The sequence below is a fragment of the Pseudomonas sp. BF-R-24 genome (genome assembly GCF_019947335.1).
Taxonomy (GTDB): Bacteria; Pseudomonadota; Gammaproteobacteria; order Pseudomonadales; family Pseudomonadaceae; genus Aquipseudomonas; species Aquipseudomonas jessenii.
Genome location: NZ_JAGYGG010000007.1, coordinates 207,298 through 231,419, shown reverse-complemented (window position 1 = coordinate 231,419; position 24,122 = coordinate 207,298). Strand labels below are relative to the sequence as shown.

Here is a 24,122-nt window from a genome sequence, read left to right as displayed (position 1 = left end):
CGGAAATGGCGGTGGTAATGGTGGCGGAAATGGCGGCGGAAACGGCGCAGGCCACGGCGGCGGTATGGGGGGCGGACACGCCGGCACAGGCCACTCCGGCAGTAACGGTCGCGGCAACGGGCTGGACAGCGACCATGCCGGCAAATCCGTGCGCGACCATGGCCTGAGCGGGAACCACTACGGTAGTGAGCGCAACGATGATAACGGTCATGGCACCACGACCTCAGGCATCGCCCATTCCAAAGATACTCGCGGCATCTCCAAGGCCAGGGCTATTTCGGCCTCGACGCCGGGTGAGCACAACACCAAGGGCTTGAGTAAAGCCGGGCAGTCGACCTCGAAAAAAACCCATTGAGTTCGCGGCGACAGATCAGTTTCTGAAAAGCAAAAAACCCGCTGGAAGGCGGGTTTTTTTATACCTGGAAATTGACCACCGGCCACCACACACCTCGTTCCCCGCCAGGCACATCACTCACAACCAGCCCCCCAGCGGGCATTACACGGACAGAAAACGAGCCGCCGGGACACATCGCGCAGTGATTTGCGTTCGTGGGCGATTTGTCATGTTCAACGCCATTTCATTGTAGATATTAGTCAGCCCAACGCGATTTCAATGAGGCTGCACTGTGTTCCAACGACTTGTGTGTTCGCTGTCTGTTTTGAGCCTGTCCATCGCTGCCGCCCAGGCGGCCGAGACTGTCCCCCTCAACACTCCTCGCCTGAAGAGCATCGATAACTTGCGCGATGTCGCCGGTCTTGCCACCGCGTATTCCACGGCCAATGACGGCACCATGCGTGGCGGGGTGTTTTACCGCTCCAACGCGCTGACGCCATCGGCGGCGGATCTGGTAACCCTCAACGGTATGGGCATCAAGGCGGTCTACGACCTGCGCACGCCAACCGAAATCGCCGCCACGCCCGACACGATGCCCACGGGTGCGACGTACACCAACATCGACATCATCGGTGGCTCCACGTCGGGTGCGAACATCACCAACGTTGCGTTCCACAGCGCCGCCGAAGCCACCGCCATGATGCAGGACACCAACCGTGATTTCGTCCGCAACCCGGGGATGCGCAGCGAGTTCAACCAGCTGTTCAATGAACTGGCCACGGTCGACGGCGCCGCGCTGTTCCATTGCACCGCCGGCAAGGACCGTACGGGCTGGACCGCCGCCGTGCTGCAAAGTATCGCCGGGGTCGACGATGCCACCATCATGAGCAACTACCTGGCGACCAACGACTACACCGCCGCGCGCATCAAGGCGACCCTGGCGGCGTTGCCACCGAGCCTGGCGACCATCTATGGGCCGCTGATCGGTGTGGAGGCCAGTTATCTGCAAGCCGGCCTGGACGAGGTGACCGCGCAATACGGCACGATGGATAACTACCTCAAGCAAGGCCTCGGCCTGTCCCAGGAAACCATCTACGTGCTGCGCGGCAAGATGGTGTTCTACAACAGCCTGCCTGGCGCAGCGGACCTGGCCGGCAACGCCGCGGCCGGCGCGCAGTTGTTGCAGCAACTGCAGAACAGCAACCTGTCGGGCACCTACAGCGCCTACAACTACTACCTGCAGTCGGCCATCGATGCCCGCAGCCTCGGGGGCGTGGAGTCCACCGTCGGCGGTCAGGTGCACGCCGACGCCGCGAGCTACCTGCTGCGTCAGGGCGCGATGATCGAACAGGCCGCCGCGCCGTTCACCAGCGGCATCGACCTCAAGGCCGGGCAATATCGCCTGTGGAGCACCGCACTGGCGGGGTACCTGGGCACGGATGCTTCGTCCCAGGCCTCCAGCAGCAACGAGCATAGCCAGGGCATGATGATTGGCCTGACCCAGCGCTTTTCCGAACAGCTCAGCGCCCATGCCGGCTTCGGCTACAGCAGCGGCAATGTCGGTGGTGCAGGTGGCGAGGCCGATACCGACCTGACCTTCTTCAGCGTCGGCGCACGCTTTGCGCCGAACGGTCTGGAACGTGGCCTGTTTGTGGATGCCAATGCCAGCGCGGGCTATCTCGATTACGAGAGCAAGCGCGAACTCGGCGGCGGTCTGGGCACGGCCAAGGGCGACAGTCATGGCAACCTGACCGGCGCGACCCTGGCACTGGGTTACCGTGTGCCGGTGAACGGCGTGACCCTCGAGCCGAGCCTCGGTGTGCGGGTCAGCCGCGTCAACCTGTCGGGCTTCCAGGAAAAGGGCAGCGAACTGGCCCTGGACGTCGACGGCATCCACGAGACCCGCAAGAGCGCGGTGGCCAACCTCAACGCATCCTTTGCACCTGTCAGCCTCGGTGCCTGGCAAGTGGTGCCGGGTGTGCAAGTGGGCTACGAGCATGTGTTGGGCGACCATGAAGTCGACAGCGAAGGGCAACTGCTGGGCCTGGACATCGAACAGCAAGCCGCCTTCGACAACCGTGACCAGTTCACCGGTGGCGTCAACGTCATGGCCAACCTTGGTCCGTGGAGCGTAGGGGCACAAGTCGGCGCCAGTGGTGGCGGCGACAGCCACGGCTTCAATGGCGGGTTGAAGGCCAGTTATCTGTTCTGACGATCAGTCAAGGCAATCTGTGGGAGCGAGTCTGCTCGCGAAGGCCAACTCACAGCCAACGAATAGGGCGGCTGACACTCCGCCTTCTCCCACACATCCTCAATTGGTCGCCATGGGTCGCGTTCGCCGGCCTTTTCTCACGTCTGCGGGACTGATGCCGTAGGCACTCTGGAAATACTGGCAAAACCGGCCGACATTGCTGAAGCCGTGTTGCAAGGCCACGTCCGTGACCGAAGGCGACACACCCTGGGACAGCGCGGCAAAGGCGCGCTCCAGGCGTACCTGGCGCTGATAGGCAACGATTGAAGTGCCCATGAAACGCTGAAAACCCTCCTGCAATGCGCGCAGGCTGACGTTGGTCAATTGCGCCAGTTCGGTACCGCTGGCCAGTCGGTCGGGATGCGCCTGAATGTACTCGACGGCCAGTTTCACATGTCGCGGCGCTATCAGTGGGGAGGGGCGCTGAAGGGCCTCGGTGAAGTTGTGCGGCCAGGTTTCGAGCACCGCGTCGACCAGCATTTCGCGAAGGCGTGAGGGCATCAGCGAGCCCGTATTGATCAGCAGGTCGAACTCGGTTCCGGTGGCCAGGTCCACCAGCGCCTTGATGCCCTGCAAGGCGGGTACGCTCAGATCCACCACGGGCTCAAAACAGATTTTTTGCAGGATCGGCTTGCCGAGCAACATCGACAGTCGTTCGGTGATCAGCGCCCGGCTGATCGAGATCCCGTGTTGCGCATGATTGTCGACAAAGCGCGCCGAGCGGACCTCGGCCTTGTCGATGGCCAGGCCGATCTGGGCGAAGCCAACCGACTCGGTGACGTGGTTGAAGATGATCTTGCCGGCGGTGGGAATGACGAACGTGATTTCATCAAGGGGGGCGGGAAATGCCACCGTGAAGTCACCGTGAAAGTGCATGCGACGAAAGCTGACACCTTCGTGTCTGCCGTAGACCCCGCCGATGCTGATGCTTTTTGGCGGCGGCGCAGAGTCGGAGTAAAGGTTGCCGAACAGGTTCAAGAACAACGCGCCAAAGTCGTCACAGCTCATGTCGTTGGACCTGATGATGATTTGCTTGCGCGTCGTGCTTGAGTACACCTGTAGTGTCACCTTGAGCGGTTGGGCAAAGCCCGGTACGGGGAACTGCCGATCGGAGTTCGAACGGATGCGGTTCGGGAAAGCGCTAGGACGTTATCAGTGACTAATGACAGGTTTGTTACCGGTTGTTGCCACTGTCGTCGCCGGCTCCGTTCACCCGACGCCACCGCTCGCACCGCACAACGGGTGGCACGAGCGGTACCGGGGCGTGGGCGGCCTGCAATGGCCGCGGCTATTTCACTGGTTCTGTTGCCTTGATATCCCCGCAAAAAATATCGACGTTGCCATCGGTCGAAGCCGTTCGCACGACCACCGAATACTTGCCGTCAAGCAGGGTTTGCAACGGCACAGGCGCGGTTCTGGTAAAAGACCAGCCGCGTACGGGTTGGCGTTCGGTGTTGACGGTGTCGTTCATCGCGTAGGCGACTGACCCGGGTTGCTGGCAGGTGCCGTTATTGATGAAAGAGTAAAGACGCAGGGGCAGCGTAACCCCCATTGGAGCACCGCTGATGAAGAAACTGAGTCCGGTTTTCTTGTCCCAGTCGGTCAAGGTGACGGTGCCGATCTGACCGGCGTTTTGCCGGGTGGCGACCAGGTTAACGTTCACACCGTGGGTCGAAGAAGTGGTGCAGCCGAAAAGGCTTGCCGCAACCACGAGTGCTGCCAGTGAGGTTTTGAGCTTCATTGCCAAACTCCTGAGTTGAAGAACTGCAATGGGGAGAATTAGCGGGTATAGCTCATTTATCGCTTTCATGACGTCGTCCATACGAGGCTTCCACTTTCAGGAAGGACGTGTTGGAGGTATTCGGGCTCAATCAACGAATCCCTTCATCGCCACGCAAACCGGCTACATTTGTAATCTACCGAGCCCGATTGCCCGGACGTTTGCCGGTGTATTCAACCCATGCCCCACCCTTGGAATTTCCTCAACCTGAGCTGATTGCCCGCCGGCACACGCGCTTCGATGCCTTTGAGGGTTTGCAATGGTTGCGCGTGCAGTTAAAGGATTGTGCGGTCTGTCGAGCCCACTCATCATCCGCATGGAAGATTTGCCACTGGAGTGACCGATGAATCAACAAGGCAGCCATCCGCAAGAGCGGATTCCAGGCACTCCACAGCGGAGAACCTTGCGCAGCCTGTTGATCCCGGAGTGGCTCGGCAGCTACCGGCCAGACTGGCTGCGCAGCGATGTGGTCGCCGGGCTGACGGCAGCGGCCGTGGTCATTCCCAAGGCGCTGGCGTACGCCACCATTGCCGGCCTGCCGGTGCAGGTCGGGCTGTACACGGCGCTGGTGCCGATGGTGATCTATGCCGTGCTCGGCACGTCGCGCCCGCTTAGCGTCAGCACCACGACCACCCTGGCCATTCTTGCCGGCTCCGCGTTGGGCCAGATCAGTCCCGATGGCGATGCGGCGACCTTGCTCGCCGGTTCCGCCACGCTGGCCCTGATGGTGGGCGCGATCCTGATTGTCGCGGGGCTGCTGCGCCTGGGTTTCGTCGCCAATTTCATTTCCGAGCCGGTACTGGTGGGTTTCAAGGCCGGCATCGGCGTGGTCATCGTACTCGACCAGTTGCCCAAGCTGTTGGGCACGCACATCGACAAAGGCGGTTTCCTGCACAATCTGGTGGCCACGGTCCAGAGCGTCGGCCATGCCTCGCTGCCGACCGTGGCGGTCGGTGTGTTCATGGTCCTGCTGCTGGTGGGCATGAAGCGTTTTACGCCCCGGCTGCCCGCACCTTTGATTGCGGTGGCGCTTGGCATCATCGGCATGAGCCTGTTTGGCCTGGAGCGCTTTGGTGTGTCCGCCGTCGGCGTGGTGCCGATCGGGTTGCCCGCACCGACCCTGCCGGTTTGGTCGATGGCCGAAACCCTGTGGTCCTCGGCGATGGGTATCGCGCTGATGAGTTTCACCGAAACCATCGCGGCGGGACGCGCTTTCGCCCGCAGTGACGAGCCCGCGCCACAACCGAATCGGGAACTGCTGGCCACAGGCGTTGCCAACATCGGTGGCGCGTTTCTCGGGGCCATGGTCGCCGGTGGCGGGACCACCCAGACGGCAGTGAACCGTCTGGCCGGCGCCCGTTCGCAACTGGCCGCACTGGTCACCGCCGCACTGGCGCTGGGCACTTGCCTGCTGCTGGCACCGCTCATTGGCCTGATGCCCAACGCCACGCTCGCCGCCGTGGTGATCGTGTATTCGGTGGGCCTGATCGAACCGGCGCAATTTCGCGAAATCCTGTCGGTTCGCCGTACCGAATTTGCCTGGGCCGTGGTGGCCATGATCGGCGTGATGCTGCTGGGTACGCTGCAAGGGATCGTCGTGGCGATTATCGTCTCGTTGCTGGCCCTGGCCTACCAGGTCTCGGACCCGCCCGTGCACGTACTGGGACGCAAGCCCGGCACCAACGTCTATCGTCCGCAGGCCACCGACAACGAAGACGACGAACACTTTGACGGATTGCTGTTGCTCAGGCCCGAAGGACGGGTGTTCTTCGCCAATGCCGAGCGCATCGCCGACAAGATCCGGCCGCTGATTGACGTGGCGAACCCCAAGGTCGTGGTCCTGGACCTGCGCAGTGTGTTCGACCTGGAATACACCGCGCTGAAAATGCTCACCGGCGCGGAGCAGCGCATGAGTGAGAAGGGCATTTCACTGTGGCTGGTGGGCATGAGCCCCAGCGTATGGGACATGGTCATCAAGGCACCCCTGGGCCATACGCTGGGCGAGGCCCGGATGTTCTTGAACCTGGAACAGGCTGTTGAACATTACCAGCGCAGTCGACGCTGACTGAACGCGGCCGGGCGCGTTCCGGACGCTGTGTAACGCATTGAAGGAGGTAACGGGCATGGCAAAGAAGAAGGCGGCAACCAAAAGCAAACCGGTCGAAAGCGGCAAGCTCAAGAACAAGGATTATCTCGAGGAACTGGGGCGGCTGCATGTCGAGCTGGTCAAGCTGCAGGAGTGGGTGCAGCACTCGGGCGCCAAGGTCTGCATCGTCTTTGAGGGCCGTGATGGCGCCGGCAAGGGCGGGACAATCAAGGCGTTGACCGAACGGGTCAGTCCGCGGGTGTTCAGGGTGATGGCGCTGCCGGCACCGACCGAGCGGGAAAAAAGCCAGATGTATGTGCAACGTTATCTGCCGCACCTGCCGGCGGCCGGTGAAGTGGTGATCTTCGATCGCAGCTGGTACAACCGCGCCGGTGTCGAGCGGGTCATGGGGTTCTGCAGCGACGAGCAGGTGCACACCTTTCTCACCGGGGTGCCGCGCGTCGAGCAGGCACTGGTCGAATCGGGAATCATCCTGATCAAGTACTGGCTTGAAGTGAGCCAGGAGGAGCAGACCCGACGCCTCAAGTCGCGTATCACCGACGGGCGCAAGATCTGGAAGCTGTCACCTATGGACCTCAAGTCCTATAACCGCTGGTACGACTACTCCCGTGCCCGGGACGACATGTTCAAATTCACCGACACCGAATTCGCCCCGTGGCGGGTCGCCAACTCGAATGACAAGCGACGGGCGCGACTGAACATCATCAGTGATGTGCTGAACAGTATTCCTTATGAAGAAATACCGCGGGCAAAAGTGAAACTGCCCAAACGCCAAAGTCCCGGAAACTATCGGGATCCGAACTATCCGTTCAAGTACATCCCGGAAAAATTCTGATCGATGCATTGGGCAGGAGCCGGCCCACGCCAGCTCCTGCTGCATGCCGTCAGGCCTTGATCACGTACCCATACGCCCGGGTACGACCGCCTTCCTGCTTCAGGTACACGCCCTGCAGCTCCGGTGTGAACCCGGGCAAGCGGTTGATGCCTTCTTCCAGGGCCAGGAAGTACTTCAACACCGCGCCACCCCAGATTTCCCCCGGCACCACGCACAGCACCCCCGGCGGATAAGGCAACGCACCCTCGGCCGCAATGCGCCCGTCGGCATCCGCCAGCGCCACCAGTTCGACGTTGCCACGGATGTACTCGATCTGCGCTTGCTGCGGGTTCATGGCCTTTTTCGGGAAGTGCTCCTTGCGGAACATGTCCTTCTGCAACTGCTGCACATTGTGGTGGCGGTACAGGTCGTGCATTTCCTGGCAGAGCTGGCGAATGGTGTAGTTGCGATAGCGCTCCTGATGCTGCGCGTAGATGGCCGGCAGCACCCGGCTCATCGGCGCGTCATCGCTGATGAAGCGTTCGAAACGGGCGATCTGCGCGGCCAGGTGGGTCATCTTCGCCCAGTCTTCGGCCGGGGTGAGCAGGAACAGGATGGAGTTGAGGTCGCATTTTTCCGGAACGATGCCGTTCTCGCGCAGGAAGTTGGCCAGGATGCCGGCGTGAATGCCGAAGTCGGTGTAGCTGCCATCCACCGGGTCGATGCCCGGCGTGGTGAACAGCAACTTGCACGGGTCGATGAAGTACTGCTTCTCGGCGTAGCCGGCAAAGGCGTGCCAGCGGTCCTTGGGATGGAACTCGAAGAAGCGGATGTCATTGGCAATGTCTTCGGTTGGATAGTCTTCCCAGGCGCGCCCTTCAATGGTATCCGGCACGAACGGGCGGACCATGGTGCAGGCTTCGAGGATCAACTTGCGCGCTTCGATGCCGAACTTCACGCAGTCTTCCCACAGGCGCAGGCCGCTGCGGCCCGAGTGAATGCGCGCATTCACATCCAGCGAGGCGAACAGCGGGTAGAAGGGGCTGGTGGACGCCTGGGCCATGAACGCGTTGTTGAGCCGGTGATGGTTGCAATAGCGCGCCTGGCCTTTGATGTGGCGGTCCTTCTTGTGCACCTGGGAGGCCTGGGAAAAACCGGCCTGCTGTTTGTGCACCGACTGGGTGACGAAGATGCCCGGGTCGTTCTCGTTGAGGTCGAGCAACAGTGGCGAGCAGTCTTTCATCATCGGGATGAACTGCTCGTAACCGACCCATGCCGAGTCGAACAGGATGTAGTCACACAGTTTGCCGATGCGGTCGACGACTTGCCGGGCGTTGTAGACGGTGCCGTCATAGGTGCCCAGTTGAATGATCGCCAGGCGGAACGGCCGTGGCAGTTGCGCCTTGTCCGGGGCGACTTCGGCGATCAGTTCGCGCAGATAGTCTTCGTCGAAACAGTGGGCGTCGATGCCGCCGATGAAGCCGTAGGGGTTGCGCGCGGTTTCCAGATACACCGGCGTGGCGCCGGCCTGCAACAGCGCGCCCTGGTGGTTGGATTTGTGGTTGTTGCGGTCGAACAGCACCAGATCGCCAGGGGTCAACAGGGCGTTGGTCACCACCTTGTTCGACGCCGAGGTGCCGTTGAGCACGAAGTAGGTCTTGTCGGCGTTGAACACCTGCGCGGCGTGTTTCTGCGCCAGCAGCGCCGGGCCTTCGTGGATCAGCAGGTCGCCGAGCTTGACGTCGGCGTTGCACATGTCGGCGCGAAACAGCGTCTCGCCGAAGAAATCGAAAAACTGTCGCCCCGCCGGATGCTTGCGAAAGAACTGGCCGCCCTGGTGACCGGGGCAGGCAAAGGTTGCGTTGGCCGCCTCGGTGTACCGTTTGAGCGAATCGAAGAAGGGCGGCAGCAGGCTTTCTTCATAGGCTTTGGCCGCTGTCTCCAGTTGGTTGCCATGGTATTCGACGTTACTGGGGGACAGGTCGAAGATGCCGTTCACTTGCAGCAGCACGTCATTGAGGTGTTTGTAGACCTCCCGGGGGCGGGTGCTGGTGCCGGGGGACGGCACCAGGAAAATCGGAATATCAAAACCGGTGCGCTGAATGGTGTCGAGGGATCCGGCCAGCACGTCATTGACCGACACCACAGCCACGGCGACGTCGGTGAAGTCGGTGTGACTGAGCGGGACCACCTCCCGGGTGTTCAGGAAACATTCGGAGGTGCCATCACTGGCGGCGATTTTCAGGGCTTTCATCGGTGGTGTCTCCTGGCGGGCACTCAATTGTCCGCAGCTTTTTTAGAGATCAACTTCCGGAGGAGTCTTCCAGTTCCCCTGATCGGAAATCATGTCACCACTGGTTATAGAGCATATTTCTGATCTGTCAGGCGTTTTACCGCGACCTTGCACAACTTGACGTCTCACGACCTGTCGATCAGGCGTGTACCAGCGCAATCGTGAACGAGACCACGATCATGCACGCAAAAGCAAAATTGATATTCATGAGGTTTCCATCCGAAACATGAGTGACGGCGCCATCTTGAACAGGTCACAGCAAAATAAAAAATTCGGCGTAATGATTTGAAAGATCGAAAAAAATGATACTTGGAGGTGTTTGCCTGGCCGCCCGTTTGTGTTTGTCCCGTGCTTTGGCTAATCTCGCCGAAGAGCGCAATTTCACGCATAAACGGGCAAAAACATGCACGACAACCATTCCGCTGCCGAGCTTCCATCCGTACGCCGGCAAAAAATCCTGTTGATCCTCGAACGAGACGGCAAGGTCATGGCCTCGGAGTTGAGCCAGCATTTCGCGGTGTCCGAAGACACCATCCGCCGGGATCTGGCGGAACTGGCCAGTGTCGGCCTGGTGCAGCGGGTGCATGGCGGGGCGTTGCCTCGTCCCAAGGACACGGGCAAGGACTATTTCACCCGGATCAGTGAAACCGATGAGGTGAAAACCCATCTGGCGCAATTGGCTGCGCGACGGGTGCAAGACGGTCAGATCGTGGTGTTCGACTCCGGCACTACCACCTTGCAGATCGCGCGTTCGCTGCCGGCGGACATCGCCATTACCGCGATCACCGCGTCGCCGATGACCGCCATCACCTTGTCCGAATACAAAGGCATCAAGGTGATTCTGGCGGGCGGCCAGCTCAACCCGGCGACGATGTCGGCCAGCGGTCACGAAACCCTGCGGTTGCTGGCGGGCATCAAGGCCGATCTGCTGTTTACCGGGGTTTGCGCGATTCACCCGCAGGTGGGCTTGAGCTCACTGCACTTCGATGAGGTGCCGGTGAAACAGGCGATGCTCGACTGTGCCTCTCACGTGATTGCCGTCACCACGGCGGACAAACTCGGGGCGGTGGAACCCTTTGTCGTCGCGCCTTGCAACCGCGTGCACACGCTGATCACCGAACGGCATGTGGCGTCTGGCAATGTTGAAGACTACCGGGGGCTGGGGATTGAGGTGGTGCAGGCTTGAGCATTTTTTGCTGGCAGATGTATTGAAAATACCGGCTCCTTCGCGAGCAGGCTCGCTCCCACAAGGGTTGTTGGCCTGCCTCGATATCTGTGGTCGACATCGATCCCTGTGGGAGCGAGCCTGCTCGCGAAGAGGCCAGCACAAACAACATCCATGTTGAATGTATTGGCCAGTAACCTCAGCGCAGTCGCTCAAGCATCTGGTAGTACCACATGCCGGCGGCGAGCATCGGGTTGCCGAGCAGGTCGCCCATGGGCACGCGGATGTGCTGGCAGGCGGCGAAGGTGTCGAACTGTTCCAGTTTTCCTGTGATCGCACGGCCCATGATTTCACCCATGATGTGGGTGGTGGCGATGCCGTGGCCGGAGTAGCCCTGGCAATACCAGACGTTGTCCGAGAGCTTGCCCAGTTGCGGGATGCGGTTGATCACGATGCCCATCGCGCAGCTCCACTGGTAATCGATGGCCACGCCTTTGAGCGCCGGGAAGGTCTGCTCGATGCACGGACGCAGCTCGGCGGCGATGTCCCGCGAATCCTTGCCGCTGTAGTTGGCGCCGCCCCCGAACAACAGGCGACCGTCAGCGGTGAGGCGGTAGTAATCGAGCACGAAGCGGCAGTCATAGACCGCCAGGTCTTCGGGGTTGATCTGCCTGGCCAGATCGCCCAGCGGCGCAGTGGTGACGATGCCGCCCATGGCCGGGAAAATCTTGCCCTTGAGCTTGCCCGGTTCCAGCTTGTGGTAGACGTCGCCAGCCAGCAGCACCTGGTTGGCGTCGATGTGTCCGTGGGCGGTGCGCACTCCAGGCGTGTCCCCGTGGATGATCTCCAGCACTTCGCTGTTCTCGAAGATCAACGCACCGAGGCTTTCGGCTGCGCGGGCCTCGCCGATGCACAGGTTGAGCGGGTGCAGGTGCATGTTGCGGGTGTTCTTGATCGCGCCGTGGTAGAGGTCGCTTTGCAGCAGATCGCGCACCTGGCTGCGGTCGAGCAGGCTGACCTCGTCGCCCATGCCACGGTGCACCGCCTCTTCGTAATCCTTGCGCAAGCCGGCCATGTGCGCGGGTTTGTACGCCGCATGCAGGTGGCCGTGCTTGAGGTCGCAGGCGATGCCGTATTTTTCCACGCGCTGCCGGATGATCTGGTGCCCGCGCCAGCGCAGGTTCCAGATGAAATCATCGACTTCATCACCGATGGTGCGGCGCATCTGTTTGCGCATGGCTTCATCGCCCGACAGGCTGCCGGTGACCTGGCCGCCATTGCGCCCGGTGGCGCCCCAGCCGATCTTGTGGCTTTCGACGATGGCGACCTTCACGCCTTTTTCCGCCAGCTCGACGGCGGTGGCCACACCGGTGAATCCGCCGCCGATGATCACCACGTCAACCCGGTGCCGGCCTTGCAGCGTCGGGTAATCGGTGTCCTGGTTGAGGGTGGCGGTGTAGTAGGAATTGCAACGTTGAGTCATGTCGGTGTCCACACGAAATTGAAAGAAACTCAATGCCTGTCAGTCAAAGTGCGCAACCCGTGGGAGCGGGCCTGCTCGCGAACGCGGTGTGCCATTCACAGTTGATTTCGAATGACACTCCGCTATCGCGAGCAGGCTCGCTCCCACAGGGATTGCATACGCTGAGCAAACGCAGGGATAGCGAAGGAGGGGGCTCGCCGATCAGGCGAGCAGGGCGCTATCCGGCGGACGTGCGGAGTGACGCAGTTTGGAGCGGCGCAGGGCCATGGGCAGGTTGACGATGCGCTTCATGCAATGCCGTCCACGGCCAGCAGCGAGGTGGCCTGGATCGAGAGGTTCAGCAGGTGCTGTTCTGACGGCAAAGTACGCATGGCGCAGGTTTCCGGCGGCGGAAATCGTCGGTGGCCAGTAGCACAAGCCATCCGTGGGATGGCTGGATACTAGGGAGGATTGCGGCGCGTGTAAATGTTTGATTCAGAACATCAGGTGCACACCCAGGCCGATCAACCCGCAGCCGATCAACACCTCGATCACCCCGCGCTTGAATCCAAGCAATGCAACGCCCGCGACTATCGCGATCAGCAACGAAGGCCAGTCCAGTGCTCCTTCGAAGCCTTTGGGCCACAGCACGTGGTAGGCAAAGAAACAGGCCAGGTTGAGAATCACGCCCACCACGGCGGCCGTAATGGCCGTCAGTGGCGCGGTGAACTTGAGTTCGTTGTGCGTCGATTCCACCAACGGCCCGCCGGCGAGGATGAACAGGAACGAGGGCAGGAAGGTGAACCAGGTCACCAGCGTCGCGGCGATGGCGCCGGCAACGAAGGCCTGATCCGGGCCGAAGACCTGATGCACGTAGGCGCCGATAAAACCGACGAAGGCGACAACCATGATCAACGGACCCGGCGTGGTTTCACCGAGCGCCAGGCCGTCGATCATCTGCGTCGGCGTCAGCCATCCGTAGTGGCCGACCGCGCCCTGGTAGACGTACGGCAACACCGCGTAGGCGCCGCCAAAGGTCAGCAGCGCGGCCTTGGTGAAGAACCAGGCCATCTGGGTCAGCGTGCCTTCCCAGCCGAACAGTGCGGTGAGCATGGCCATGGGCAGTGTCCACAAGATCGCACCGATCACGGCCAGACGCGCCAGTTTCCAGCCACTGAAGCGGGCGTGTCCGGGGGTTGGGGTGTCGTCGTCGATCACTGCCGGGCCGTAGGAGCGTTTCGCAGCGCTGTGGCCACCGGTCCTGAATTTTTCCGGTACCAGTCGCCCGCCGAAATAACCGATGACCGCCGCGCCGAGCACGATCAACGGAAACGGCAGATTGAGCACGAAGATGGCCACGAAGGACGCGGCGGCGATGCCCCATAACCAGCCGTTCTTCAGCGCCCGCGAGCCGATCCGGTGAGCCGCCTGCACCACGATTGCCGTGACCGCAGGCTTGATCCCGTAGAACAGTCCGGCGACCACGGGCACGTCACCAAAGGCGATGTACACCCAGGACAGCGCAATCAGGATGAACAGCGACGGCAATACAAACAGCACGCCAGCGATCACACCGCCCCAGGTCCGGTGCATCAGCCAGCCGATGTAGGTCGCCAACTGCTGAGCCTCAGGCCCGGGCAGCAACATGCAATAGTTGAGGGCATGCAGAAAGCGCCGCTCGGAGATCCAGCGCCGGCGTTCGACCAGCTCCTGATGCATGATCGAAATCTGCCCCGCCGGCCCGCCGAAACTGATGAAACCAAGCTTGAGCCAGAACAGGAAGGCTTCGCGCAGGCTGATGGACCGGGGTTGCAGTACATCCTGTTGCGTGATCGGGGAGGGCGTGGGGCTCAAGCGGAAACTCCTTGTGCAGAAAAGCTTTGAGCCGATGACTGTAGCTAGGCCGGAGCGCGTTGCATAGCCGCCTCATGCGGCCTATCTGCCCAGCGCTCGACGGCTGACCGGTCGCTGTCACGGGCATCGACCCAGCGTGCGCCGGACGCCACGTCTTCGCGTTTCCAGAACGGTGCGTCGGTTTTCAGGTAGTCCATGATGAATGCACAGGCTTCGAAAGCGGCTTGACGATGGGGGCTGCTGACGCCGACAAACACGATCGGCTCGCTGATTGACAACGGGCCGATCCGATGCACGATCTGCACGGCCCTCAATGGCCATCGGGCCCTGGCATTGTCGACGATTTTTTGCAGCGAACGTTCGGTCATGCCCGGGTAGTGCTCCAGAAACAACCCGCTGACCGCCTCACCCTGATTGATGTCGCGCACATAGCCGACGAAGTCGACCACGGCACCCACGCCCGGATCGTTTGCCTGCAGGCTGTCGATCAGCCGGCCGACGTCGAACATTTCACGCTGGACCCGAACCGACATGTCTCAACCCCCGGTGACCGGTGGAAAAAAGGCGATCTCGTCATAGTCCTCGATCGCCCGGTCTGGATGGCACAGCTCCTGGTTCAGTGCACACATCAGGTTGCTTTCACCCAGCACTTGGCTCCACACCTCACCGCGAGCCATCAGCAGTCGGCGCACGTCCTCGATGGTCTTGAGGCTGTCGGTCAGGGGTAGTTTTTCACCGCCCAGGTTGAGCTGCTCGCGGTAACGGGCGAAGTAATTGATCAGGATCATTGTGCGTCCTCGAACTTGAAATGACCGGAGCGGCCACCTTGTTTACTCAGCAGGCGGATGTCATCGATGACCATGCCCCGGTCTACCGCCTTGCACATGTCATAGAGGGTCAGCGCCGCCACGCTGACGGCGGTCAGGGCTTCGAGTTCGACCCCGGTCTGGCCCTCGACGCGGCACGTACTGAGGATTTTCACGCTGTCCGGAGTGCAGGCCTTGAGTTCGACGTGGATCGAACTGAGCAGAAGGGTGTGGCACAGCGGGATCAGCTCATGGGTTTTCTTTGCCGCCATGATTCCGGCGATCCGCGCCACGGCAAATACGTCGCCCTTGGGGTGGCCGTCGCTTTGAATCAGCTTCAGGGTTTCCGGGCGCATCCGCACCCAGGCCTGGGCCTGGGCTTCACGCAGCGTCGAGGTTTTTTCGCTGACATCGACCATGTTGGCGCGACCCTGGCTGTCGAGGTGGGTCAGGCCATCGGGCGATGCATCTGAAATGTCTGTCATGGGAGGTTCCTGCGCTTGCCAGCGCGGTGATCAGGTGAAGGCATCATGCCGGGCTGTAAATGCGTGGTGCGTTGCGGTGGGGGATGTGAATCAGGTTGAGGCGATGTTTGATTGCCCATTGCACGGTCAGGGCGGTGGGTGCCGACAGACTGACCAGCGTACCGAGCCTGGCCCTGACGGCCTTGTGGATCAGTTCGAGGCTGCAACGGCTGGTGACCACGGTGAAGCCGCAACGGCTGTCGATGCCGGCGTGTTGCAGGGCACCGATCAACTTGTCCAGCGCGTTGTGGCGGCCAATGTCTTCGCGGCAGATCAGCGCGTTGCCTTGGGGGTCGAAGTACAGCGCCGCGTGCAGCGCACCGCTGCTGCGGGCCATTTGCTGTGCCTGTTCGATGCGGTTGCGGATGTCGATGAAATGTTCGGCGGGCGGCAGGGCAACCGACTCGAGAATCTCCAGTTTCGGCAGGGCCTGCTCCAGCGCTTCCACACCGCACAGCCCGCAGCCACTGGTGCCGGCCATTTGCCGACGATGGTTCTTCAGCGTCCAGAATGCGCGGCTGGAGATCTGCACGTCGGCTTGAACGGCCTGGTCGAATCGGGTGAGGCGCAAGTCGTAGATTTCGCTCTGGTCCTCAACGATGTCGTTGCTGATGCTGAAGCCACGGATGAAATCTTCGAGGTTGCCCGGCGACACCATCATCACCGCCTGACTCAGACCGTTGTACGTGATTGCCAGGGCAATCTCTGATGCCAGTGCCGCCTGACAGACTGACGCGGCGTTGTCGTACTCGCGAAAGTTCACCCTCAACGGTTGGGGCGCGGGGGCATTGGTGTCGCTTCGAACATCGGTTTGTTCAACTTGGCACAACATGAAAAGAACCTCGAAGCGCTGAATTAAGTTCAGGCTACGGGTAACTTTAAACAGCGTCCAATCGCTTGTTCCGATGTGCCGATTGGTGATGTCTATCAAACTGGGCAAACATGTCCGGTTCGGTTTTATATAAAGCCGAAACTTGATCAGTCAGTCCGGCTGAATAACGTTCGTGCTTCGGCGAAACACTTTTCGGCAATCGCCGAACGCGGTTCGGTCTTGCGCATCACCAGGCCCAGGGGCGCGAGTACGCTGGCATCCGGCAGTTCGATGAACGCCAGGTGTTCGATGGGCTCTTCCAGGCCACTGTCCAGCGGCATGATCGCGCAGCAGAAACCCTCGTGAATCGCCTGCAGCAACTGGTAAGTCGAATCGCTTTCCAGGATCGGTTGCGGGTCCAGTCCGCGGCTGCGAAAGCTCAGGTCGATGGATTTGCGGTAGTGCATGCCGTTGCTGAGCATCCCCAGCGGCAGTTCGGCGGCGTCCTCCCAGCTCATTTGCATGCCGTCGAAATGGAAGTGGCGATTGTCGTACAGCAGGCCGACGCGGGTTTCGCCGATCTCGAAAAACTCGAAATAGCTCGGGTTGACGTGATCGAGGTAGCACACGCCCAGGTCCAGCTGATTGTTGCCAAGGCCCTCGATGATCTGGTCGGAACTTAAAGACGACAGGCTGTACTTGAGCTCGGGAAAGCTGCGGGACAGGCCCTGGATGTAGGTGACCGGATTGAAGCTGCTGAGGGGAACCAGCCCCAGGCGCAGGTTGCCCACGAGCTGGCCCCGGCACGCCGCGGCCTCGGCGAAGAGCCCGTCGTGGGCGGCCAGCAGGGTCCTGGCCCACGCCAGCACCCGTTCGCCGGCCTCGGTAAAACCCTCGAAGCGCTGGCCTCGGGTGACCAGCACCAGGTCCAGTTCATCCTCCAGGTTGCGCAGGCGCATCGACAGCGTGGGCTGGGTGATGTGGCAGCGCGCGGCCGCCTGGCCGAAGTGGCGGGTCTGCTCCAGGGCGATCAGGAACTTGAGTTGTTTGATGTCCATGACGGCACCTGCTGGCGGGGAGTGAAGGGTTAAGTATTGACTCAGGCGCGCAAGACACAAGGCGAGGCAGAAATCGTGAGCCGAGACGATCTCATTGTCTTCGGTGTGCGTCCAATCACTGCTATCTAAGGTGTTATCGACGGGCTCTATCATTGCTGTTGTTTCTGGTCTTTTTATATTGATAGATTGGCTCGATAGTCTGGTTGGTTAGAGTGATTAGACACGGCTTGAATTATCGAATTAGTCTCCGGAAGTCATTTAATCAATATCTGCCGGAGAACCCCATGAGCGTCAAACCGGATGCATTGTTTATACCCCTGAATATTGCCGTGTTGACTGTTAGCGATACCCGCGAATATGCCAATGACACCTCCGGCCAATTACTCGTCAGTCGTTTGCTGGAAGCCGGCCATACCCTCAGCGAGCGCAACCTGCTCAAGGACGACCTGTACAAGATCCGCGCGCAGGTGGCGAACTGGATTGCCGACGACGGTATCCAGGTGGTGCTGATCACGGGCGGCACCGGGTTTACCGGCCGCGACAGCACACCTGAGGCAGTGGCCTGTTTGCTGGATAAACAGATCGAAGGCTTCGGTGAGCTGTTCCGGGCGATTTCGATCCTAGACATCGGCACCTCGACGGTGCAGAGCCGGGCATTGGCCGGGCTGGCCAATGGCACGCTGGTCTGCTGCCTGCCGGGTTCCACGGGTGCCTGCCGCACCGCGTGGGAAGGCATCCTCGCCGAGCAACTCGACGCGCGCCACCGGCCGTGCAATTTCGTACCGCACCTCAAGCCTATGCAGGCTTGCGGGACGCGGGGATGAGCTATTCACCCTTGATGCCGGTGGAGGATGCCATCGAACGGTTGCTGACAATGGCCGAGGCACAGTGGATTGAAGACAGTGAAGCGGTGCCGCTCAGTGCCGCACGGCAACGGGTGTTGGCCAATGACCTGGTGGCGACCCTCGATCTGCCGCCGTGGCCGAATAGCGCCATGGACGGCTATGCCCTGAATGTCGACGGTTGGGACGGGGCACCGCTGACCGTGTCGCAACAGGTATTTGCCGGTCACGCCCCCGAAGCACTGGCACCGGGAACCTGCGCGCGCATCTTCACCGGCGCCCCGGTTCCGCCGGGTGCCAACGGCGTGGAGATGCAGGAGAACACGCAAGTACTGGATGACGGACGTATCCGCTTCAAGCAGCCATTGAGCGCCGGCAGCAACATCCGCCCACAAGGTCAGGAGAACCGCGTCGGCGATGTGCTGCTGCGCGCCGGCAAGCGTCTCGGTCCGTTCGAACTGGCGGTCGCGGCAGCGCAGGGCTGCACCCATGTGCAGGTCGTGCGGCGACCACGGGTGGCGTTGCTGTCCACCGGCAATGAACTGGTCGATCCGGGCACACCGCTCAAGCCCGGCAGCATCTACAACAGCAACCGCACATTGTTGAGCCATTGGTTGAATGCGTTGGGTTGCGAGGTCATCGAGGCCGGTATTCTCCCCGACGAGCCACGCCAGACGCGACTCAAGCTCGAACAGCTGCAACACACGGCGGACCTGATGCTCAGCACGGGCGGCGTGTCCGCCGGTGACGCCGACTGCCTCGGCCAGGTACTGCGCGAGTGCGGCAAGCCGTTGCTGTGGAAACTCTCGATCAAACCCGGCAAGCCATTGACCGTGGGCCACTTCGGCCGCGTGCCGGTGATTGGCCTGCCGGGCAATCCGACCTCGGCGTTGGTCACTTTCGGTCTGTTGGCCCGGGCTTATCTGTTGCGGATTCAGGGTGTCGAAGACGTCGAGCCTTTGAGCTTCCCGGTCAGGGTCGGCTTTGCCTGGCCCAAACCCGGAAGCCGCCGCGAGTACCTGCGAGCGAAACTCGAAGCCGGTCGCGCGGTGCTCTATCCGAACCAGAGTTCCGGCGTGTTGCTGGGTGCATCCTGGGCCGATGGGCTGGTGGAAGTGCCGGAAGGCTGCACACTGGAAGCGGGCGACACGGCGCGATTTATTCCCTTCAGCGAGCTGTTCTGAATACACCTGAAATACCTGTGGGAGCGGGCTTGCTCGCGAAGAGGCCGGCACATTCAACAGAGAGGTTGACTGACCTGACGCCTTCGCGAGCAAGCCCGCTCCCACAGGTTTTGCGTTTTTCCTGAAAATCAGTTCAACACAAAATCCACCGGCTCCAGTTGCGGTGGCAGTTCCGTCACACCCAGGGCCGCCAGCACATCGCGCTCGATATTGCGCACGATGGCATCGGTGGGCAGGTCGTTTTCGTCGCGGCCGAAGGGGTCTTCCAGTTCATCGGCAATCGCATCCAGGCCGAAAAAGGTGTAGCTGACAATCGCGGTGAAAATCGGTGTCAGCCAGCCCAGGGGTTCGGCCATGGCAAAGGGCAAGAGGATGCAGAACAGGTAGATGGTGCGGTGCAGCAGCAGGGTGTAGGGGAAGGGTAGCGGGGTGTTCTTGATCCGTTCACAGACGGCCTGGGCATGGGTCAGGCTGGTCAAATGGTTGGCCATGAGCGTGTAGCGCCAGTCGTTGATCGCCCCGGACTCGTTGAGTGACGAGCACTGTTGACCGACCTGCATCAGGATCTGCCCGCTGATGTCCGTGGTGTTGCCCTTGGGCATCGGGTGCAGCCAGTCGCCACTGGCGGCCATTTCGTTTTCCTGGCGCAGGCGCGCGTTGAGGGCATGGGCGAAGCCGCAGAGGTTGCTGAGGATCGTGTGGCGCTCAGCGGTGTCCTTGATCACCAAGGTTTCACGAATCATCGAGCGGATCTCCACGATCACATCGCCCCAGGCCTTGCGCGCTTCATACCAGCGGTCGTAGCAGGCGTTGTTGCGAAAGCTCATGAAGATCGACAGCGACAAACCCAGCAGCGTGAAGGGCGTGGCGCTGACCTTGGAAAAGTAGCTGGGATGCAAGGTTTCGATGAGCACGATGGCCGAGGCGAGCAGCGTCACCATCAGGCTGCGCCAGGCGATGCGTTTGGCAATCGAACCCTTGAGGGACGTCAGTACGCCGATCAGGTTGGGTTTGGGTCTCACGATCATGGGTTTCAGCCGCCCGTCATGTTCATGAAGCGAATGACCTGAACATCGTCGTTCACTTCGAAGTTGTGTCGATAAGGCTTGAGTTTCATCGCCTCGATAATGGCTTTTTCCAGGCGCTGGGGCTGTCCGGGGTGGCTGCGCAAGACCGCCTTGAGATCCACGGAGTGTTCATTGCCCAGGCACAGCAGCAGACGTCCCTCCACGGTCAGCCGCACCCGATTGCAGGTGCCGCAAAAGTTGTGGCTGTGGGGTGAGATGAACCCCAGGCGAATCTGCGGCGCCTCGGCCAGGCGCCAGTAGCGCGACGGTCCTTGGGTCGACTCGGCGGAATCAATCAAAGTGTAGCGTTCGGCAATGCGTTCGCGGACCTGGCTACTTGCGAAAAACGATTCGGCGCGGCTGTGCTCGTCGATGGTGCCCAACGGCATTTCCTCGATGAAGGAGATGTCGAGGTTACGGTCGATGGCGAAGCTCACCAGATCATTGATCTCATGGTCGTTGCGACCTTTCATCACCACGCAATTGAGCTTGGTGTTGCGAAATCCCGCCTGGTTGGCTGCGTCGATGCCTTTGATCACCTGCGCCAGGTCACCGGTGCGGGTCAGTTCGCGAAAACGTTGCGGGTCCAGGCAATCGAGGCTGATGTTGAGACGCTTGACCCCGGCTTCGAACAACGGCCCGGCCAGTTTGGCCAGCTGCGAACCGTTGGTGGTCATGCACAGTTCACGCAGGCCGGGCAGGGCGGCGATCTTCTCGCACAACTGCACCACGCCCGGACGGATCAGCGGCTCGCCACCGGTCAGGCGGATCTTGCGGGTGCCCAGCGCCACGAAGCTTTGTGCAAGTTGATAAATCTCTTCCAGCGTCAGCACCCGTTGGCGGGGCAGAAACTGCATGTCCTCGGCCATGCAATACACGCAACGGAAATCGCAGCGGTCGGTGACCGACATCCGCAGATAATCCACGCGCCGGGAGAATCCATCGATCAAGACTTGTTCTGACATGACACCCTCGCTTGGCACGCATTGAATGAATGTTCCGTGTAGGAGCGAGCTCTGCTCGCGATGGTCGTTAACGATTACGCGTGCTTGCTGGCTGAACGCGGTGCTCTGGAGTCCATCGCGAGCAGAGCTCGCTCCTACAAATATTGCGCCGATAACGGATTTATTGAGCGCAGGTGTAGGAGCGCTGAAAACGGATTTGTTGTGCGCAGGCTAAGAGCAACTTGTCGGTCCGTCCAATCACTATTAGTAACCGGTTGATCGAGTGCATCTATGATGGATAAAGTTGCAACGTTAACGGCTGGTTAAATCTTATAAGCTAATGATAAACAACAACAAATATCGATGATAAATATCCTCGATCATGTGGTCATAAATAGCGATTAGACAATAATTATTCCCTGTTCATATGCTTTCTCCGTCAAACGATCAATGGCCTGAATCAGGTCACGGAGAAGTACCATGTCTCAAGTCGACCGCTACAAACCCTACAAAGGTGCCGCCGCTGGTTGGGGCGCGCTGATTGCTGTTACCAAAAACTGGCTGGGCAGTGAAAACGCGCTGAAGAATATTCGCGCCATGCTCAAGACCAACCAGAACGGCGGGTTCGATTGCCCCGGTTGTGCCTGGGGCGAGTCGCCGGAAAACGGCATGGTCAAGTTCTGCGAGAACGGCGCCAAGGCGGTTAACTGGGAAGCCACGGGCCGTTTGGTCGACCCGGCCTTCTTCAACAAATACAGTGTCTCGGCGCTGGCCGAGCAGAGCGATTACTGGCTGGAGTATCAGGGCCGCCTGACCCACCCGATGCGCTATGACGCGACCACCGACCGTTACGTGGAAACCACCTGGGACGAAGCGTTCGCGCTGATCGCCCGGCACCTCAACGCGCTGGAATCGCCGGACCAGGCCGAGTTCTATACCTCGGGCCGGGCCAGCAACGAAGCCGCCTTTCTCTATCAGCTGTTCGTCCGGGCCTACGGTACCAACAACTTTCCGGATTGCTCCAACATGTGCCACGAAGCCAGTGCGGTGAGCATGATCGAAAGCCTCGGCGTGGGTAAAGGCACCGTGGTGTTTGACGACCTGGAACATGCCGATGCGATCTTCGTCATCGGTCAGAACCCCGGCACCAACCACCCGCGGATGCTTGAACCGTTGCGCGAAGCGGTCAAGCGCGGTGCACAGGTGATCTGCATCAACCCACTCAAAGAGCGCGGGCTGGAGCGCTTCCAGCATCCACAGCACCCGATCGAAATGCTGCTGAACGGCTCCGAGCCGACCAACACAGCCTACTTCCGCCCGGCACTGGGTGGCGACATGGCAGTCATGCGCGGCATGGTCAAGTTCCTGCTGCAGTGGGAGCGCGAAGCTCAGGTCAGCGGCGGCGAACCGGTGTTCGACCATGAGTTCATCGCCGAACACACCTCGGGAATGGGCGCCTACCTGGGCGAAGTCGACGCAACCAGTTGGGAGCACATCGAGCAGCAGTCTGGCATGCCATTGGCGGACATCGAACTCGCCGCGCGCATGTACGCCCGGTCCAAGCGGGTGATCATGTGCTGGGCGATGGGCCTGACCCAGCACACGCACTCGGTGCCGACGCTGCAGGAAGTCATCAACCTGATGCTGCTGCGCGGCAATGTCGGCCGCCCCGGCGCAGGCCTGTCACCGGTTCGCGGTCACAGTAACGTGCAGGGCGACCGCACCATGGGCATCAACGAGCTGGCGCCCACCGACTTGCTCAATGCCCTGGAAAAACGCTTCTCCTTCAAGCCACCGCGCGAGCACGGTCACAACACCGTGATGGCGATTGGCGCGATGGAGCAGGGGCGTTCGAAAGTGTTTATCGCCCTGGGTGGCAATTTCGCCCAGGCCACCCCCGACACGCCACGCACCCACGCCGCGTTGCATAAATGCGACCTCACCGTGCACATCGCCACCAAGCTTAACCGCAGCCATCTGGTCACCGGCCGTGAAGCGCTGATCCTGCCGTGCCTGGGCCGCACCGACATCGATATCCAGGCCGAAGGGCCGCAAGGCGTCACCGTGGAAGACACCTTCAGCATGATCCACATCTCCCACGGTCAACTGAAACCGAAGTCGAAACACCTGCGCTCCGAGCCTGCGATCATTGCCGGCATCGCCGCCGCGACACTGGGCAAGCACCCGATCGACTGGAACTGGGCCATCGGCGACTACGGCCGCATCCGCAACATGATTGCCGACACCATTCCCGGTTTCGAAGATTTCAACCAGCGCTTGCTGCATCCGGGCGGTTTCCACATGCCCAACGACGCGGCCAGGCGCATCTGGAAAACCGCCAGCGGCAAGGCCCAGTTCACGCCGAGCGTGCTGCCGGAGCACCTGATCAGCGAGGGCGTGCGCAACCTGACGGTCAAGCCACACCTGATTCTGCAGACCATGCGCTCCCACGATCAGTACAACACCACGCTGTATGGCCTGGATGACCGTTATCGCGGGGTGTACGGCATGCGCGACGTGGTGTTCGCCAACGAGCAGGACATTCGCCGGCTGGGTTTTGAGCCTGGGCAGAAGGTCGACCTGGTGGCGCTGTGGGATGACGAGCGCGAGCGTCGGGTCAGCGGTTTCACCCTGATCGCCTACGACATTCCGGCTGGTCAGGCAGCGGCGTACTACCCCGAGACCAACCCGTTGGTGCCGCTGGAAAGCTACGGTGACCGCACCTTCACCCCGACTTCCAAGTTCATCGCCATCCGGCTGGAGCAGGCGAAGGCCAGCAACCTGATTTCGACTTCCGCCGCGTAGCACCGGGGGCGGCCCGGTGCC

General features: G+C 61.0%; 20 protein-coding genes. 8 read left to right on the top strand and 12 right to left on the bottom strand.

Going from position 1 to position 24,122, the window contains the following annotated elements; genetic code table 11:
• On the top strand, positions 1–355 hold a 355-nt coding region (locus tag KGA98_RS08635; RefSeq protein WP_223502069.1), incomplete at its 5' end, for a hypothetical protein.
• A 271-nt stretch (positions 356–626) separates the two neighbouring features.
• A complete protein-coding gene (locus tag KGA98_RS08630; RefSeq protein ID WP_223502068.1) occupies positions 627–2,546 on the top strand; it encodes a tyrosine-protein phosphatase in 1,920 nt (639 codons plus the stop codon).
• 99 nt (positions 2,547–2,645) lie between these two features.
• On the opposite strand, the gene KGA98_RS08625 is transcribed toward KGA98_RS08630, so the two are convergent.
• Positions 2,646–3,593 (bottom strand): helix-turn-helix transcriptional regulator, encoded by a 948-nt coding sequence (locus tag KGA98_RS08625; RefSeq protein ID WP_223473444.1) that lies wholly within the window; start codon positions 3,591–3,593, stop codon positions 2,646–2,648.
• A 280-nt stretch (positions 3,594–3,873) separates the two neighbouring features.
• Positions 3,874–4,326, bottom strand: coding sequence for a hypothetical protein (locus KGA98_RS08620; protein WP_090456151.1), 453 nt, complete (start codon positions 4,324–4,326; stop codon positions 3,874–3,876).
• Positions 4,327–4,708: 382 nt separating this feature from the next.
• On the opposite strand from KGA98_RS08620, the gene KGA98_RS08615 reads away from it, so the two are divergent.
• Both KGA98_RS08615 and ppk2 read left to right on the top strand, forming a co-directional pair.
• A complete protein-coding gene (locus KGA98_RS08615) occupies positions 4,709–6,430 on the top strand; it encodes a SulP family inorganic anion transporter (RefSeq protein WP_223502067.1) in 1,722 nt (573 codons plus the stop codon).
• A 58-nt stretch (positions 6,431–6,488) separates the two neighbouring features.
• Positions 6,489–7,307, top strand: coding sequence for a polyphosphate kinase 2 (gene ppk2 / locus KGA98_RS08610; protein WP_223502066.1), 819 nt, complete (start codon positions 6,489–6,491; stop codon positions 7,305–7,307).
• 49 nt (positions 7,308–7,356) lie between these two features.
• Here ppk2 and speF read toward each other — a convergent pair whose 3' ends face one another.
• Positions 7,357–9,540 carry an ornithine decarboxylase SpeF gene (gene speF, locus KGA98_RS08605; RefSeq protein ID WP_223502065.1) on the bottom strand — a complete coding sequence of 728 codons (2,184 nt, stop codon included), beginning with the start codon at positions 9,538–9,540 and terminating at the stop codon, positions 7,357–7,359.
• Between the two features lie 442 nt (positions 9,541–9,982).
• Here speF and KGA98_RS08600 point away from each other — a divergent pair, with 442 nt between their 5' ends.
• Positions 9,983–10,765 (top strand): DeoR/GlpR family DNA-binding transcription regulator, encoded by a 783-nt coding sequence (locus tag KGA98_RS08600; protein ID WP_223502064.1) that lies wholly within the window; start codon positions 9,983–9,985, stop codon positions 10,763–10,765.
• 178 nt (positions 10,766–10,943) lie between these two features.
• On the opposite strand, the gene KGA98_RS08595 is transcribed toward KGA98_RS08600, so the two are convergent.
• The 7 genes from KGA98_RS08595 to KGA98_RS08565 form a co-directional block, all read right to left on the bottom strand.
• Positions 10,944–12,227, bottom strand: a complete 1,284-nt coding sequence (locus tag KGA98_RS08595; RefSeq protein WP_223502063.1) for an NAD(P)/FAD-dependent oxidoreductase — start codon at positions 12,225–12,227, stop codon at positions 10,944–10,946.
• A 474-nt stretch (positions 12,228–12,701) separates the two neighbouring features.
• On the bottom strand, positions 12,702–14,060 hold the full coding sequence (gene chrA / locus KGA98_RS08590) for a chromate efflux transporter (RefSeq protein WP_223502062.1): 1,359 nt from the start codon (positions 14,058–14,060) through the stop codon (positions 12,702–12,704).
• 44 nt (positions 14,061–14,104) lie between these two features.
• A complete protein-coding gene (moaE, locus tag KGA98_RS08585) occupies positions 14,105–14,593 on the bottom strand; it encodes a molybdopterin synthase catalytic subunit MoaE (RefSeq protein WP_223502061.1) in 489 nt (162 codons plus the stop codon).
• A gap of 3 nt (positions 14,594–14,596) precedes the next feature.
• Complete coding sequence (gene moaD, locus KGA98_RS08580) at positions 14,597–14,848, bottom strand: molybdopterin converting factor subunit 1 (protein ID WP_223502060.1); 252 nt, start codon at positions 14,846–14,848, stop codon at positions 14,597–14,599.
• Complete coding sequence (moaC, locus tag KGA98_RS08575; RefSeq protein WP_150814415.1) at positions 14,845–15,351, bottom strand: cyclic pyranopterin monophosphate synthase MoaC; 507 nt, start codon at positions 15,349–15,351, stop codon at positions 14,845–14,847. Before moaC ends, moaD begins: the two co-directional genes overlap by 4 nt.
• Before the next feature lie 43 nt (positions 15,352–15,394).
• On the bottom strand, positions 15,395–16,222 hold the full coding sequence (gene fdhD / locus KGA98_RS08570) for a formate dehydrogenase accessory sulfurtransferase FdhD (RefSeq protein WP_223502059.1): 828 nt from the start codon (positions 16,220–16,222) through the stop codon (positions 15,395–15,397).
• Positions 16,223–16,368: 146 nt separating this feature from the next.
• Entirely contained in the window at positions 16,369–17,259 is an 891-nt protein-coding gene (locus tag KGA98_RS08565; protein WP_223502058.1) for a LysR family transcriptional regulator, read from the bottom strand.
• A 284-nt stretch (positions 17,260–17,543) separates the two neighbouring features.
• Here KGA98_RS08565 and moaB point away from each other — a divergent pair, with 284 nt between their 5' ends.
• Complete coding sequence (gene moaB / locus KGA98_RS08560) at positions 17,544–18,083, top strand: molybdenum cofactor biosynthesis protein B (protein WP_150814417.1); 540 nt, start codon at positions 17,544–17,546, stop codon at positions 18,081–18,083.
• Positions 18,080–19,285: a gephyrin-like molybdotransferase Glp gene (glp, locus tag KGA98_RS08555; protein WP_223502057.1), complete on the top strand. Its 1,206-nt coding sequence runs from the start codon at positions 18,080–18,082 to the stop codon at positions 19,283–19,285. Before moaB ends, glp begins: the two co-directional genes overlap by 4 nt.
• 128 nt (positions 19,286–19,413) lie before the next feature.
• Here glp and KGA98_RS08550 read toward each other — a convergent pair whose 3' ends face one another.
• Entirely contained in the window at positions 19,414–20,313 is a 900-nt protein-coding gene (locus tag KGA98_RS08550; protein ID WP_090456124.1) for a bestrophin family protein, read from the bottom strand.
• 5 nt (positions 20,314–20,318) lie between these two features.
• On the bottom strand, positions 20,319–21,317 hold the full coding sequence (gene moaA / locus KGA98_RS08545) for a GTP 3',8-cyclase MoaA (RefSeq protein WP_223502056.1): 999 nt from the start codon (positions 21,315–21,317) through the stop codon (positions 20,319–20,321).
• Positions 21,318–21,776: 459 nt separating this feature from the next.
• Between moaA and KGA98_RS08540 the strand changes: the two genes are divergently transcribed.
• Positions 21,777–24,101 (top strand): FdhF/YdeP family oxidoreductase, encoded by a 2,325-nt coding sequence (locus KGA98_RS08540; protein ID WP_223502055.1) that lies wholly within the window; start codon positions 21,777–21,779, stop codon positions 24,099–24,101.
• Positions 24,102–24,122 lie beyond the last annotated feature (21 nt).